The following is a 14,667-nucleotide window of genomic DNA, read 5'->3' on the forward strand; positions in this document are numbered from 1 at the left end:
ACTTGGGATTGGTTGGACTGAAGATAAATGTTTTATCATTCAATCAAAAACATAGGCAAATCACAATTATTTACTATTATCTAAAACCCCATTAAACATGGGGTTTTAGATGAATCCTAGTTACTAATTTTCTCTTTAAAATTGGTATAGGACATTCCTCGCTTAATAGCAGCTTCTCTTATTTGACTACAAGGATAACTGTCTTTAATATTTTGATTTAATTCAATTCTCTTTGACCAGTCATCAACGGTAGAATCAATAGCCACGACTTTATCAACGCATGCATTATAGGTACTGATAAATTCCGCTTGATTATCAACAAAAAATTTCACAACTTCCTGATTTTGTTTTGCCCAAGCTTTTTGCCAGCTACTTCTACAAACTGATGAAAATCTCAAATCATCAGAACAATAAATAGATTCCTTTTCTTCAATGGTTTTGAGATCATCATTTGCTAATTCAGTTGTAGCCTTTTCTTCTAACGCTTGTTCAGCTACACGACAGTTAGATTTCGTTCTAGAATCGAGCTTACATAAAGACAGCATTTCACCTTTGATTTCATCAAATGATAACTGTTTTAACTGATCTTTACCCTCTTGAGCCTTTTCATCATAAATAATCTTCCAAGCTTGACATTTAGCACTACTAGTTCCAAACGTAAATTCTTGGCATTCATCATCCTTCAAATATTCGTTTATAGTTTGTTGCCAAGTAAGTCCTTCTGTTTCTTTTACTATAATGGCCTTCGCTGCATCTAGTGCTTGTTGCTTCTCAGCTTCCTCACGCTCTCTTTCCAATTGCGCCTTTAACTTTTTATCGTTAATAATTGCGTTTTTTGCAGCAATGCATTGTTCATCATTGATTAATTTATCATATGCTTTGCGATCCCCTTCTAACTGAGCTTTACTTAATCCATTGGAACACTCTTCTCTTTTTGCTTCAGCAGCATCGAGATTTTTTGAATAATACTCATAATCTTTTTTCTCACAACCGGCCAAACTTAATGCTATAGCAACAACAAATACAACTGTATTTAATATTTTCATCTTAACTCCTTATTATTTATTAATAATTAAGCTCAATTTATATTCCATTAATGATAAATGTTTATTTAAAATCGCAATATTGGCTAAGTTTACCGTAATTTCCGTAATCGTTATAGCATATTTTATAAAGACTTAACGCCAACTAACATTTCACGTTTTATACCAAAACCTTTACGCTTTAATACTTGAAAACCTGCATTGGTTAAATTACGGCGCACAAAACCTGCTGAAGTAAAAGTTGCAAAAGTTCCCGCTGGTCGGGTTAATTTAAAACAATCTTGAAATAAATGTTGTGACCACATATCAGGATTTTTTGCTGGTGAAAAACCGTCAAAAAACCATGCATCAACAAGTATATTAAATTTTGATAAGAAATCAGGATAGGCGCTAATATCATCATAACAAATCGCTAAACTGATATTCGCCTCAATCGGCTCAGATTGAAATAAATAAGATCTTAACTGCTTAGCAAGTAAGGCTAACGTGTCATTATCTATCACATTTTCATGCATCTGCAGCATCTCTTGTGCTGATAATGGATATTTTTCTACACTGAAAAATTTCAATTGTTGAAGAATGTGATTAGGATATTGTCTTTTAAACGCTAAAAACCCTTTGGATAGTACCAAAAAACTCAAGCCAGAACCAAAACCGGTTTCGCCAACAATAAATGTATCAGACTGATGCGTTAAAAAGCGTTCAACTAAATTATTTCCTTCAACAAAAACATAGTTTGTTTCGGCTACTGCGCCACGGGTATTAAAATAGACATCATTAAAATGTGTCGAAATTGCGGTTTGGTTTTCATCCCAAATAATTGTTGATTTTGGCATAACCGTCCTTTTAGCTGTTATCGGTAGCGGAAACTGTATATTAATGCTGATTACGTATATAATACGCTAAGTTAACTTATGAGGTAAATTATGGTTTTTCTTTTTCGCTTAATTAGTGTTGTTATCTTAGGAGTGATAATCTGTGTTTTAGGTATTATTTTTTGCCTGTTTAATCCGCGTAATCCAAAAAATGTTGCACGCTTTGCGCATCTATTTAGCTTTTTTTTCAAGCCCATTTTGGGCGTAAAAGTTGAAACCCGCCAATATTCCAATATCCAAAACATGGGAAGCTGTGTATTTATTGCCAATCATCAAAATAATTATGACATGATTGTTGCCGCTGACATCGTTCAACCGAAAACCGTCACCGTTGGGAAAAAGAGTTTGGCATGGATCCCATTTTTTGGGCAACTTTATTATCTAACCGGTAATATTTTAATTGATCGTAATAATAAATCTAAAGCACACGATACCATTAGCCAAGTGGTAAAAGAGATCAACAATCGAGGCATATCTATCTGGATGTTTCCCGAAGGGACTCGAAGTCAAGGTCGAGGATTGTTACCTTTTAAAACAGGCGCATTTAAAGCCGCTATAGCCGCAGGTGTACCTATTGTGCCAATCTGTGTGTCTGATACCAATTCAATTAAACTCAATCGTTTGAATAACGGACATGTGATTGTTGAGATGCTTGATCCGATTGAAACCAAAAACCTTCAAAAAGACGATACTCGTGCCTTAATGGAACAGTGTTATCAATTAATGTCTGAAAAATTATCGCAAATCAATGCGCAAGTACAAAAGCTGAATAATCAAAACTAACGTATGAATAAGCAAGATCGAAATTTTGACGATATCAGTGCTAAATTTGCACAAAATATTTATGGTACAACTAAAGGTAAAATACGTGAGGCGATAGTCTGGCAAGAACTTGAACAGATCTTAGCAGACTGTAGTGTTAAAAAACCACTAAAGATCCTTGATGCTGGTGGTGGGCAGGGACAAATTGCTTGTAAGCTTGCCAGACTGGGGCATCAAATTACCTTGTGTGACATTTCAGCGCAGATGCTTGAACAGACAAAACAAACCGCGATAGCGGAAAACTTACCGATAACGTGTATACATAGTGCCATACAAACGCTTGACCAAGTGACAGATGAACAATTTGATCTAGTGATTTGCCATGCAGTTTTAGAATGGGTAGCTGAGCCAATAACTGTCATTAACGCCTTAAAGAGACATTTAAAAGCTGATGGTTACTTATCGTTAATGTTTTATAATTATGATGCACTGTTATTTAAAACGGTGACACTGGGTAATTTTGGTTATACTCAAGCAGGTTTAGCTAAACGCAAAAAAAAGACCTTATCGCCGGATTTTCCAAGAAAGCCAACTGAAGTTTATACCTGGTTAACCGATCTTAACTTTACCATAACAAATAAAATCGGCATCCGGGTTTTTCATGATTATTTAATCAATAAAAGCAAGTCTGAAACACACTTTGACCAACTATTAGCGCTTGAAAAACAGTATTGTCAAACCGAACCCTATCTTAGTTTAGCAAGATACATTTTATTAACTGCAAAACATAATAATGAGTAATTTCAATGAAAGAGAGAGTTTTAAACGACAATCTCTTTACCCAACCCATTTTTCTACATTGCATCTATTTTTGATAAACATCGCTAAAAGCATGAATTAATCGATATAAAAAATAGCAATTAACCGCTTACTACCAAACAATGGTAATTAATTATTCTCAAAACGGATAAAAAACAATATGCATCTAAATGAACACTCGAAAATTTTGTCATAAATCGGTATTATAGAGGCATTAAATTTAATTCGTTTAAAGGTAGTAATTATGATTGTTGTCACTGGCGGTGCAGGTTTTATTGGAAGCAATATTGTTAAAGGTTTAAATAGTATTGGACATAAAGATATTTTAGTTGTCGATGACTTAACTGACGGAACTAAATTTGCAAACTTAGCTGATTTAGACATCGCTGATTACATGGACAAAGATGAGTTTATTTCTGCAATCATCTCTAATGAAAATCTTGATATCGATGTTATTTTTCATCAAGGCGCTTGCTCAGCAACCACTGAGTGGGACGGAAAATTCATGATGGAAAACAATTACAGCTATTCCAAAGATCTCTTACACTACTGTTTAGATTTCAATATCCCATTCCTTTATGCTTCATCAGCGGCAACTTATGGCGGTCGTAGTGATAACTTTATTGAAGAGCGAGCCTACGAAAAACCACTAAATGTATATGGTTACTCTAAATTTTTATTTGACCAATATGTCAGAGAGATTTTACCGCAAGCCACATCGCAAGTTTGTGGTTTTCGCTATTTCAATGTTTACGGACCGCGTGAAACGCATAAAGGCAGTATGGCAAGCGTGGCTTTTCATCTCAATGAGCAATTGAAAAAGGGTGAAAAACCCAAACTATTTGCCGGTAGCGATAACTTTAAACGTGACTTCATTTATGTTGGTGATGTGGTTGATGTCAATTTATGGTTCTGGAAAAATCAAGTATCCGGGATTTTCAATTGCGGTACCGGTCAAGCGGAATCTTTCCAAACCGTAGCAGATGCTGTTATGAGTTATCATCAAACAGGCGAAATTGAGTATATTCCCTTCCCTGAGCAGTTAAAAGGACGTTACCAAACCTTTACTCAAGCTGATTTAACTAAATTCCGACAAGCAGGTTGTCAAATAAAGTTCAAAACTGTGACCGAAGGCACAACCGAATATATGAAATGGCTCAATGAACAATAAAAAGGAAAAAAATGAAAACTCTCATTATTGGTCCTTCATGGGTTGGCGATATGATGATGTCGCAAAGTTTATATCGAACATTAAAACAGCTTAACCCCAATATTGAAATTGACGTTATGGCACCTTCATGGTGCCGAGCTTTATTAGCTAAAATGCCGGAAGTTAGCCAAGCTATTGCCATGCCGCTAGGTCATGGTGAATTTGCTTTATCTAAGCGTTATCAATTAGGCAAATCGCTACGGGAAAATCATTACCAACAGGCTATCGTTTTACCTAATTCATTTAAATCTGCTTTGATCCCCTATTTTGCCAAAATTCCTAAACGCACAGGCTGGAAAGGTGAAATGCGCTACGGATTACTCAACGATCTTCGTAAATTAAATAAGCAAGCTTATCCGTTAATGGTTGAGCGCTATGTTGCCCTTGCCTATCCAAAGCAAGAGATGCACTCAGCTAAAGATATCCCTCAACCTATACTGTGGCCTAAACTGCATGTCACCATGCCGGAAATTTTAGAAACGTTAACCGCTTTTGATATTCCGCAAGATGCCCCTTTGATAGGTTTTTGTCCTGGGGCTGAATTTGGACCAGCCAAGCGCTGGCCGGATTATCATTATGCAACGCTTGCTGATATGATCGTTAAACAGCATGCTAAAGTGTTAATTTTTGGTTCGGCCAATGATCGCCAAGTCGGTGAACAGATTATGGCAAAGATGACTCACAGCGATCAATGCATTAACCTAGCCGGAAAGACTCAATTAGATCAGGCCATAAATCTAATTGCTGCTTGTAAAGCAGTGGTAACCAATGATTCAGGATTAATGCACGTTGCCGCAGCCCTTGATAGACCGCTTGTAGCGCTGTATGGCCCAAGCAGTCCGGATTTTACCCCACCATTGTCAAATAAGGCTGAAGTGATTCGGTTAATTACCGGTTATCACCGAGTTCGTCGAGGTGATGCGGAACAGGGATATCATCAAAGCTTGATAGATATTAAACCCGATCAAGTGTTTGAAAGTTTAATGAAGCTAATTGTCCGCTGTGAAAAGAGTAATTAATTATGCGTGTACTGGTCGTTAAAACATCTTCAATGGGTGATGTGCTTCACACTTTACCCGCCTTAACCGATGCAGCAAACCATATACCCAATATCACGTTTGATTGGGTTGTTGAGGAAAATTTTGCCCAAATTCCTAGCTGGCATTTTGCGGTTGACACCGTCATACCGGTAGCAATCAGACGCTGGCGAAAGAATTGGTTTTCTCGCCCTGTCCGTAAAGAGCGTCATCAATTTATCCAGCAGCTTCGCCAGCAACAGTATGATTGTATCATCGATGCTCAAGGATTAATAAAAAGTGCTTTTTTGATTACTCGTAAAGCCCGTGGAATCAAACATGGCTTAGATCGTCAAAGTATCAAAGAGCCTATTGCCAGTTGGTTTTATGATGTTAAACATCATGTCCCAAAACAGATGCATGCCATTGAGCGAGTTAGGTTACTGTTTGCTAAAAGTTTAAATTATACCTTCCCTAACCACACTGGCGATTATGCTATTGCTCGTCATTTTACTCAGGTGCTACCAGAAGACGCTATGCAATATCTGGTATTTCTCCATGCCACCACTCGTGATGAAAAACATTGGACAGAAGATGCATGGCGAGAATTAATTAAACAAATTGAACCAACCGGGTTAACCATTAAACTACCATGGGGTGCGCCGCATGAAGAGCAGCGTGCACTGAGGCTGGCTAAAGGTTTTCAACATGTGCAAGTGTTGCCAAAACTCGCCTTAGATGAAATTGCAACGATCATCGCAGGTGCAAAAGCAGTAGTATCGGTTGATACTGGATTGAGCCATTTAACAGCGGCGTTAGATAGACCCAATATCACCTTATTTGGTCAAACCGATCCTAAGCTAATTGGTGGGTACGGTAAAAATCAACACAGCATAATTTCCGCTGATAAAAGCATGCAAAGCATTAGCGCTAATCAAGTTTATGAAAAATTGGCTCACTTTTTATGATCAATGCTTGAAAGACAAATTTACACACTAAAGGATAAAGTTAAATGAATCAGTATCATGAAACAATTCGTCAAAAATATGCACAAATTGGAAGTAACGAACTCGGTTATATTGATGATGCGCTAGGTGCCGTGATGCAAGTTCTTGATGAAGTAGTGCGTAACGAGCACGTTCCCCAAGAATTAAAAGATAAAGCTGCTTATGCAGCAGCTAATCTATTAATTAGTGATTTTGATGTTAAATAGCCGTTGGCAAATTAATCACAAAGCGGGTTGATTGATCGTCCGATTCCACATAAATCGAGCCTTTATGGGTTTCAATAATCGATTTAACGATCGCAAGCCCAATCCCCGCTCCGGATGAATCATTACCGCTACGATGACGTGATTCATCCACACGATAAAATCGGTCGAAAAGGTGCGGTAAATGGCGACTGTCGATCTTTTTACCGGGGTTAGAAATAATAATTTTTATTCGCTTTTGCGTTACTTGACTCAAGCTTATTCGGATTGTTTCGTTTTCAGGTGTATAACGAATAGCGTTGGATAGAATATTACTAATCGCTCGCCCTAACATCATCTTATCACCTTGAATATGAGCACACTGACCTTCCAAATCGATAGTGATATTTTTCTCGTCGGTTAACGGTTCAAAGTATTCACACATCATCGTCAACATCTGATGAATATCAATATCGATCAGATTTGGCACTAATTGGCGGTTATCTGCCTGCGCTAAGAACAGCATATCAGATATCATTTGTGACATTTTTTCATACTCTTCTAAATTAGAGTATAAAATCTCTCGATACTCTTCTGTAGAGCGAGCATTATTTAAAACAATTTGTGTTTGGGTTGTTAAATTAGTAATTGGTGTACGCATCTCATGAGCAATATCTGCTGTGAAATTACGTTGCCGATGAAATACATCTTCCATACGGCTGAGCATCTTATTAAATGCTTTCACTAAACTCACATATTTGGTTGGCACAGAGGCGGTAGAGATTCGATAATTAAGGCTTTTTAAGTTAATTCGCTCAATTTTCTTAATTAATCGGTTAATCGGTTTTTGGGTGTAATAAATAGAGATTAGCGATCCAATTAACGCCAAAACACACGCAATTGCAATAAGTATACCTAAACCAATGCGCAAGCGATAAATAAACTCGAGTTGCAAATCACGCCCAACGGCAACAATGGTGGTAAACTGTTTACCTTCATCTACCATAACCCTTGAAGCAGCAATGCGGTAAGATGATTTATCGACATTCCAAATGGCGGTACTATTTTCGGCAATAATCCGTTCGAATTCACGTTGTGATAAAGCGATTGCCAGATTAGGGCCGCGTGTTCGATAAACAATTTTTCCCGAATCATCTAAAATATAGACAAACAGATGATGGTGACCTGTCAAAATTAACAACAGATTTTGGAAAAACTCATCACGATTATCAGCGGGAGAATAGTAAGTCAATTCTCGCTCAACTGAAGTAATAACCGAATTTAATTCAGTCACATTTTGTTGAATCGAAAACTTCTCAAAAGAGCGTTCGATAAGATAACTAAAACAGTAAAGTAGCCCACAAGTAAGTAGGCATACAATAAGTGGTAAGCGAAATGATATAATTTTACTCTGCTTCATCCAATACATCTAATTTATATCCCATTCCACGGACAGTATGAATTAATTTAGGCTCAAAATCGGCATCGATTTTGTTACGTAAACGCCTAATTGCAACATCAATAACATTGGTATCACTATCAAAATTCATGTCCCACACTTGTGAGGCAATAAGCGATCTAGGCAATACCTCGCCCGGATAGCGTAAAAAATATTCCAATAGTAAAAACTCTTTATTGGTTAAATCAATTCGTTTATCGCCACGTGTAACGGTTCGTTTAGGTAGGTCCATTACCAAATCAGCAATACTTAATTGATAATTATTCACTTGTGGCACATTACGCCGTAAAAGTGATTTTACCCGAGCTAATAGTTCGGCAAATGAAAAAGGTTTAACTAAATAGTCATCAGCACCTAAATTTAGCCCTTTAACTTTATCTTCAACACTGCCCATGGCAGTTAGTAACATTATTTGAGTATCTTTACCCGCTTCTCGCAATGATTGAACGATTTTCCAACCGACGATATCCGGAAGCATCACATCGAGAATTATTAAATCATAGTCTTCTGTCATTGCTCGATGATAACCATCGAGACCGTTATTAGTCAGATCAACTATAAATCCAGATTCAACTAATCCCTGACGAAGATACTCTCCTGTTTTTTGTTCATCTTCAACAACTAACAATTTCATTTTGAATATTTCCTTTGTTGTTTTATCAGGTTATCGAATTTGCATAATGGGTTATAGGATATATGAAAAACTCAAATGCAATCATGACAATGTAATGACTATTTTGTAATGTTTGTGTCATTAATTCGTTTGTTTGTGTTTGTTATATTAGCACCACAATGATTCATGAGGCTAGACAGTATTGTTTCATTGTTTTATTTCCTTTCATCCATTCCTTGCAATTTAATGCAGCCCTAGTTTATCTAGGGTTTTTTTTTATCTAAAATAGCACTTATCTTAATAAAACAATAAAACAAAATATAAAGAGATTTGAAATCTCGCCTATTTTAACAAGATTTCTGCTTTTTTAATACGAATATCACGACTTTTTATGTAGAACAATACCCGTTTCAACATGATCAGTATAGGGAAACTGATCAAACATCGCAAAATGGGTAATATCGTGCGTTTGTGAAAACTGTTTTAAATTCTCTTTGAGCGTTTGAGGATTGCAAGAGATATAGATGATTTTGTCATAGCTTTTAAGAATAGTAATGGTATCGTCATCTAAACCGCTACGAGGCGGATCAACAAGTACCGTATTACACTGATAATCATCAAGATTAATGCCTTTCAAACGATTAAACTCACGCTCTTTCTTAATAGCGCTGGTAAATTCTTGAGCTGACAATCGGACAATTTTCAGATTATCTATATGATTGACTTTAATATTATGCTGGGCTGAATAAACCGAAGCTTTGGCAATTTCAGTGGCTAAAACCTGACGGAAATTCTGCGCCAACGCAATAGAAAAATTACCATTACCACAATAAAACTCCAGTAAATCACCGGTTGAATTTTTAGTCACCGCTAACGCCCACTCGAGCATTTTAATATTGATTGCCGCATTGGGTTGAGTAAAGCTATTTTCAACTTGTCGATAGGTCAGCGATCGATCTTGCAATGGTAAAACTTCGTCAACATAATCCACATCGAGACAAATTTTTTGATTACTGGCACGCCCGACTAAATTAGCCTCAATACCTTGTTCGGCTAATTGTTGCTTTAAAAGCTGGGCTTGCGCAAGCCAATTATCATCTAACTTTTTATGATATAAAAGTGTAATTAAAAGCTGACCACTTAAGGTTGAAAAATAATCTATTTGAAACAGCAAATGGCGTAAGGTTTCATTGTGTTTTAAAAGCGGTAAAATCGCTTGCATCGCTTGATTTATCAATACTGTCGCTATCGGGAAAGTATCAATTCGCACCCGTTTTTTGGTCTTTTTATCATACATAATATGATAAAGATCTTCACCATCATGCCATATTCTAAACTCAGCTCGCATACGATAATGACTGACTGGAGAGGAATGAACGACCAATTGAGGAAGGTTAAAATCAGACAATAATGTTGTTAATTGAGTAATTTTATTTTGTAATTGTACTTCGTAATTATCGTTGGTGAAATATTCAGTCATTTTGTTTATCAGATCGTTATAGTAAAAAACAGAGAGTTGATTTTTGGACAACAACATCCAACTAGTAAAGATAAAACTGAACGGTTAAGCATTTAATCAGACAACACAATAAATATTGTTCAAAGCTATACCTTCAAATTTGCCGCACATTCTATCACAAACTCTAAACGATGATAAGTTTCTACTTAAACATATACATTTTCTGAAACTTCTTGACAAAAAATTTAACCATTAATAACAAATCAAAGCTGTATGACAAAAAGTTGAAGTAGTTCATCGATATCCATAACCAACAGATAAACTTTACTAAGCGGTAATTAAATCAAATCAAAATATGTCACATGATAATGATTGTAGTTATAAACATTGTCGCTATAATACTTCTCAAATTTCTGATAAAAAGATAGCTATGACAACACAAACATTTTCCGATCTACAACTTGATGATATTTTAGTGGAGAACTTACAAGCACAAAACATCATCACCCCAACAGTCATTCAAGCGCAAACTATTCCGGCGGCATTAGAAGGCAAAGATATTTTAGGCTCAGCCCCAACCGGTACCGGTAAAACATTAGCTTTTCTCATCCCGGCTGTGCAACATCTATTGGATTTCCCGCGTCGCAAACCTGGGCCACCAAGAATTTTAATCTTAACCCCAACCCGTGAACTTGCCATGCAAATTGCTCAGCAAGCACAAAAACTTACCCAATCAACCCATTTAAGCATCGCAACCATAACCGGTGGTGTCGCTTATATGAACCATGCGGAGATCTTTAGCAAAAATCAAGATATCGTAATAGCAACTACCGGACGGCTTTTGCAATACATCAAAGAAGAAAATTTTGATTGTCGTGCGGTTGAAATGCTCATTTTAGATGAAGCTGATCGCATGTTAGATATGGGCTTTTCGCAAGATGTTGAAACCATATCGGCTGAAACACGTTGGCGCAAACAAACCTTACTATTTTCTGCAACACTAGAAGGTAAAGGCTTGTATGACTTTGCTAATCGCATATTAAATAATCCGGTTGAAATCAATGCCGATCCTTCACGCAAAGAGCGCAAAAAAATTCTACAATTTTATTATCGAGCTGATGATTTAACGCATAAAGTGGCGCTATTAACTCATTTGCTTAAACAAGAAGAGTTCAAAAAAACAATTGTTTTTGTGCGCAAACGTGAACGTGTTCATGAATTGGTATCAATGCTGCATCAAGCGGGGATCCATAGCTGCTATTTAGAAGGCGAAATGGTGCAAGCAAAGCGTAACGAAGCGATAAAAAGAATCAGCAACAATACCGTTAACGTATTAGTTGCAACCGATGTAGCGGCACGAGGAATTGATATTGATGATATCACGCATGTGATCAACTTTGATGCACCAAAAACAGCCGACGTCTATTTACATCGCATAGGTCGCACAGCTCGTGCCGGCAAAAAAGGCACCGCTATCATGCTAATAGAAGCGCACGATAACGAGTTATTACAAAAAATCGAACGCTACATCAATGAACCGATTAAATTAAGAACTATTGACCATTTACGCCCAAAAACTCGTGCGCCTAAACCGGTAACCAAGAAAAAACCTTCGCAGAAGGCAAAATCAAAAAGTATCAGTAAAAAACACGAAGAAACTAACAAGAAAAAGGTAAAACTGCGTCATCGTGATACAAAAAATAAAGGTAAACCCAAAAAATCGATAAAAAAAACCGAACAATAATACCTTTCTTGATAGTTTGTGCTTATGAAATTAATTGCTTATAACAACTGTGACCTCCCCGTTAAATTGTTATAATGCATACCAATTAGATTGATATTTGTTTGAAAAGGAGACATTTTATGACATTAGTCACCCGTAAAGCCCCTGATTTTACTTCTGCAGCTGTTTTAGGTTCTGGTGAGATCGTAAATAATTTTAATTTAGCTCAACACATTAATGGAAAATATGCTGTCGTTTTCTTCTGGCCAATGGATTTCACCTTTGTATGCCCTTCTGAAATTATTGCCTTTGATCATCGTTTAGAAGAGTTTAAAAAACGTGGTGTAGAAGTGATTGGTGTATCAATGGACTCTGAGTATGTGCACAATGCATGGCGCAACACGCCACAAGAAAAAGGTGGTATTGGCGAAGTGAAATTCCCTATCGTTGCCGATATTAAACATAGTATTATGCAAGCTTATGGCGTAGAACATCCTGAAGCAGGTGTTGCGCTTCGTGCATCATTCTTTATTGATAAATCGGGTATTGTTCGTCATGAAACTATTAATGATTTACCAATTGGCCGTAACATTGATGAAATGCTACGTATCGTCGATGCTTTCCAATTCCATGAAGAGCACGGTGAAGTATGTCCAGCTCAATGGACTAAAGGCAAACAAGGTATGAAAGCTAATCCAAATGGTGTAGCTAGCTTCTTAAAACAACATGCTAACGAAATTTAAATTAAGCAAATAATCGATTATAACTAGCCTAATTATATTTTGAAAAGCACTTGCCGGAGTTAAACTCCGGCTTTTTTATGTCCTAATACTAATCAACTCAACGAAATATCCCGTCAGATCACATTCAATGAGTATCAAAGCCAGTTATCAAGACTAATTAATAAAATTAATGTCCTGCAACATTAGAAAATAGGTTAATAATAACCACACCAAATATAATAAAGCCCATACCAATTAAAGCCGCTAGATCTAATGACTGTTTCATAAAGATCCAAGCGATTAAACTGATAATAATAATCCCAATCCCCGACCAAATCGCATAAGCAATCCCAACAGGAATGGTTTTTAAGGCTAAAGAAAGAATATAAAACGAAGCACTATAACCAACAATGGTAATGATTGAATACAGTAAATGAGTAAAACCATTTGACAGTTTTAAGGAAGAAGTTGCAATAACTTCACAAATAATTGCAAAAAAAAGTAATAGATATGAATTCATAATATGACTCATAAGTTAGTTGAAATAAAGAATGAAGACTCGCCATTAATTTTAGTGATAAAAATGATAAATAAAAAACTAAATAATCACTCAATTTAGGAAAAATAGAAATATGGTGGGTTGTGAGGGGATCGAACCCGCGACCAATTGATTAAGAGTCAACTGCTCTACCGACTGAGCTAACAACCCACTAAGACAGTGTGATTATTCTATATAAATTTAGACTGCAATGCAATTAATCAAAAGTTGAAATTAGAAAATAAGTTGATATTGAAAATAAAGAAAATTCAATAAATCAAATCAGCATAATAAAGGCAGAAATTTGGTAAGAATCTTAATGGTTGTATGTTGTATCTAAAATGATCTCGATATTTGATTAATCTCATCAATGTGAATAACGGTATATCACATGGTGAGATGCAAACCAACCACACCAATAATAATAATAGTCAGACCAATTAATCGCTGAATATTTTTAGGCTCATTAAACAAAAACATATTGGCTAACACCGCACCGGACGTGCCAAGGCCGACCCAAACCGGGTAAACGATACTTAAATCCAAATAACGTAACGAAAAATAGAAGAGCGCAAACGAAACAAAAAAGCCGCCCCAATACAGTACAATACGTAATAAGCTTTTTTGCTGTGAATAGAGTTTGAGCCCAACAGCACCAACTACCTCAAAAATCGATGCAGTAAATATTAATAACCAACCCATAATAAAGTTCCTAATTTAACGCTTTGACTATCTATAAAAACTAATTATCTAAATGCACTCACTGTTTATACGTGTTAACTGTTTGTACCTATTAACTATTAACTATCATTACATTTTAACTATCAGTACGTTTTAACTGCACAACACCAATAATGATTAACAATACAAAAAACAGTTGAAGAAGATTAAATGTTTGCCCGAAAAGGAGCACATCAATCGCAACCGATCCAATCGCACCCACACCCGAAAAGATTGCATATACAGTGCCGGTTGGTATGGTTTTACACGCTTTAGTCAGACAAGTAAAATCGACAATAATCACTAGCACAATGATGATCCAGTGCCAAAATTCGGTTGCGATAGTAAATCCAAGAACCCAACTCAATTCAAAAAAGCAGGTCAGTATAACGTATACCCACTCTTTATTCCTGCTATGCATAGCTACCTCACTGAAATTTATTACTTTTTCGCTTTGCTTGATTTTCTTTTTTCACCTTAACGCTTTGGATGAAAATAAAAAGACGGTTCGCAAATTAA

At 36.3% G+C, this 14,667-nt stretch carries 16 protein-coding genes and 1 tRNA gene; 8 read left to right on the forward strand and 9 right to left on the reverse strand.

From position 1 onward, the window contains the following. Positions 1-116 precede the first annotated feature (116 nt). Both J3U74_RS02790 and mnmD read right to left on the reverse strand, forming a co-directional pair. Entirely contained in the window at positions 117-1,046 is a 930-nt protein-coding gene (locus tag J3U74_RS02790; protein ID WP_267329739.1) for a hypothetical protein, read from the reverse strand. A 122-nt stretch (positions 1,047-1,168) separates the two neighbouring features. Beyond that, positions 1,169-1,879, reverse strand: coding sequence for a tRNA (5-methylaminomethyl-2-thiouridine)(34)-methyltransferase MnmD (gene mnmD, locus J3U74_RS02795; protein WP_267329738.1), 711 nt, complete (start codon positions 1,877-1,879; stop codon positions 1,169-1,171). Positions 1,880-1,969: 90 nt separating this feature from the next. On the opposite strand from mnmD, the gene J3U74_RS02800 reads away from it, so the two are divergent. The 6 genes from J3U74_RS02800 (at position 1,970) to J3U74_RS02825 (ending at position 6,938) form a co-directional block, all read left to right on the forward strand. Further along, positions 1,970-2,701 (forward strand): 1-acylglycerol-3-phosphate O-acyltransferase, encoded by a 732-nt coding sequence (locus J3U74_RS02800; RefSeq protein WP_220219412.1) that lies wholly within the window; start codon positions 1,970-1,972, stop codon positions 2,699-2,701. A gap of 3 nt (positions 2,702-2,704) precedes the next feature. After that, positions 2,705-3,481, forward strand: a complete 777-nt coding sequence (locus J3U74_RS02805; protein WP_267329737.1) for a methyltransferase domain-containing protein — start codon at positions 2,705-2,707, stop codon at positions 3,479-3,481. A gap of 262 nt (positions 3,482-3,743) precedes the next feature. Then, the gene (gene rfaD, locus J3U74_RS02810) at positions 3,744-4,670 is read left to right on the forward strand and encodes an ADP-glyceromanno-heptose 6-epimerase (RefSeq protein ID WP_267329736.1); all 927 of its coding nucleotides are present in this window, start codon (positions 3,744-3,746) and stop codon (positions 4,668-4,670) included. A gap of 11 nt (positions 4,671-4,681) precedes the next feature. Beyond that, on the forward strand, positions 4,682-5,728 hold the full coding sequence (gene rfaF, locus J3U74_RS02815; protein ID WP_267329735.1) for an ADP-heptose--LPS heptosyltransferase RfaF: 1,047 nt from the start codon (positions 4,682-4,684) through the stop codon (positions 5,726-5,728). 2 nt (positions 5,729-5,730) lie between these two features. Continuing rightward, a complete protein-coding gene (rfaC, locus tag J3U74_RS02820; protein WP_267329734.1) occupies positions 5,731-6,693 on the forward strand; it encodes a lipopolysaccharide heptosyltransferase RfaC in 963 nt (320 codons plus the stop codon). 44 nt (positions 6,694-6,737) lie between these two features. Then, positions 6,738-6,938: a YaeP family protein gene (locus J3U74_RS02825; protein WP_220219407.1), complete on the forward strand. Its 201-nt coding sequence runs from the start codon at positions 6,738-6,740 to the stop codon at positions 6,936-6,938. Here J3U74_RS02825 and J3U74_RS02830 read toward each other — a convergent pair. The 3 genes from J3U74_RS02830 to trmA form a co-directional block, all read right to left on the reverse strand. After that, positions 6,931-8,334, reverse strand: a complete 1,404-nt coding sequence (locus J3U74_RS02830; protein WP_220219406.1) for a heavy metal sensor histidine kinase — start codon at positions 8,332-8,334, stop codon at positions 6,931-6,933. The two genes, J3U74_RS02825 and J3U74_RS02830, sit on opposite strands and share 8 nt — an antisense overlap. Then, positions 8,321-9,007, reverse strand: a complete 687-nt coding sequence (locus tag J3U74_RS02835; RefSeq protein ID WP_220219405.1) for a heavy metal response regulator transcription factor — start codon at positions 9,005-9,007, stop codon at positions 8,321-8,323. Before J3U74_RS02835 ends, J3U74_RS02830 begins: the two co-directional genes overlap by 14 nt. 358 nt (positions 9,008-9,365) lie before the next feature. Next, the gene (gene trmA, locus J3U74_RS02840; protein WP_267329733.1) at positions 9,366-10,466 is read right to left on the reverse strand and encodes a tRNA (uridine(54)-C5)-methyltransferase TrmA; all 1,101 of its coding nucleotides are present in this window, start codon (positions 10,464-10,466) and stop codon (positions 9,366-9,368) included. Between the two features lie 409 nt (positions 10,467-10,875). On the opposite strand from trmA, the gene srmB reads away from it, so the two are divergent. Together srmB and J3U74_RS02850 are read left to right on the forward strand one after the other, a co-directional pair. Next, a complete protein-coding gene (srmB, locus tag J3U74_RS02845) occupies positions 10,876-12,189 on the forward strand; it encodes an ATP-dependent RNA helicase SrmB (RefSeq protein WP_220219403.1) in 1,314 nt (437 codons plus the stop codon). 119 nt (positions 12,190-12,308) lie between these two features. Next, positions 12,309-12,911 carry a peroxiredoxin C gene (locus J3U74_RS02850; protein ID WP_267329732.1) on the forward strand — a complete coding sequence of 201 codons (603 nt, stop codon included), beginning with the start codon at positions 12,309-12,311 and terminating at the stop codon, positions 12,909-12,911. A 166-nt stretch (positions 12,912-13,077) separates the two neighbouring features. Here the strand turns inward: J3U74_RS02850 and J3U74_RS02855 are convergent, their stop codons facing one another. The 4 genes from J3U74_RS02855 to J3U74_RS02870 form a co-directional block, all read right to left on the reverse strand. Then, the gene (locus J3U74_RS02855; RefSeq protein WP_220219401.1) at positions 13,078-13,410 is read right to left on the reverse strand and encodes a DMT family transporter; all 333 of its coding nucleotides are present in this window, start codon (positions 13,408-13,410) and stop codon (positions 13,078-13,080) included. Positions 13,411-13,523: 113 nt separating this feature from the next. Continuing rightward, positions 13,524-13,599, reverse strand: a tRNA-Lys gene (locus J3U74_RS02860). A gap of 216 nt (positions 13,600-13,815) precedes the next feature. Next, positions 13,816-14,130: a DMT family transporter gene (locus J3U74_RS02865; protein ID WP_220219400.1), complete on the reverse strand. Its 315-nt coding sequence runs from the start codon at positions 14,128-14,130 to the stop codon at positions 13,816-13,818. A gap of 115 nt (positions 14,131-14,245) precedes the next feature. Then, positions 14,246-14,569, reverse strand: coding sequence for a DMT family transporter (locus J3U74_RS02870; protein ID WP_220219399.1), 324 nt, complete (start codon positions 14,567-14,569; stop codon positions 14,246-14,248). Between the last annotated feature and the right edge of the window lie 98 nt (positions 14,570-14,667).

Origin of the sequence: Gilliamella sp. B3892, from assembly GCF_026536305.1 — a bacterium.
In the GTDB taxonomy this organism is placed as follows: Bacteria; Pseudomonadota; Gammaproteobacteria; order Enterobacterales; family Orbaceae; genus Gilliamella.